The organism is Streptomyces huiliensis (assembly GCF_020037025.1).
GTDB classification, from domain to species: Bacteria; Actinomycetota; Actinomycetes; order Streptomycetales; family Streptomycetaceae; genus Streptomyces; species Streptomyces huiliensis.
The window spans coordinates 1-230 of the sequence record NZ_JAIQLH010000275.1 but is presented as its reverse complement, the minus strand read 5'-3'; the positions used below and the strand labels follow the sequence as shown (position 1 = coordinate 230).

Sequence of the window (230 nt, the reverse complement as noted above, 5' to 3'; positions counted from 1 at the left end):
CCGCGCCGCCCGCGCCCCCGGCACAGGGCACCTCCTCCAGCTTCACCACCCGCCCCGCCTCCGTGTGCCGGTCGAACCCGAGTCCGGTGTGCGGATGCGACGGCGCGCCCCCCGGCCACAGCACCACCAGCCCCGTCAGCACCGCCGCCGCGAACGGGATCAGCACCGCCGCGATCACCTTGCGCAGCCGCCCGGAGACGGGAGCGGCGGGCCCGTGGCTGTGACTGTGG

1 pseudogene is annotated in these 230 nt (G+C 77.4%); it reads right to left on the bottom strand.

From position 1 onward, the window contains the following. Positions 1-230 (bottom strand): annotated as a pseudogene (locus JNW98_RS30920) (YibE/F family protein); the annotation flags it as partial.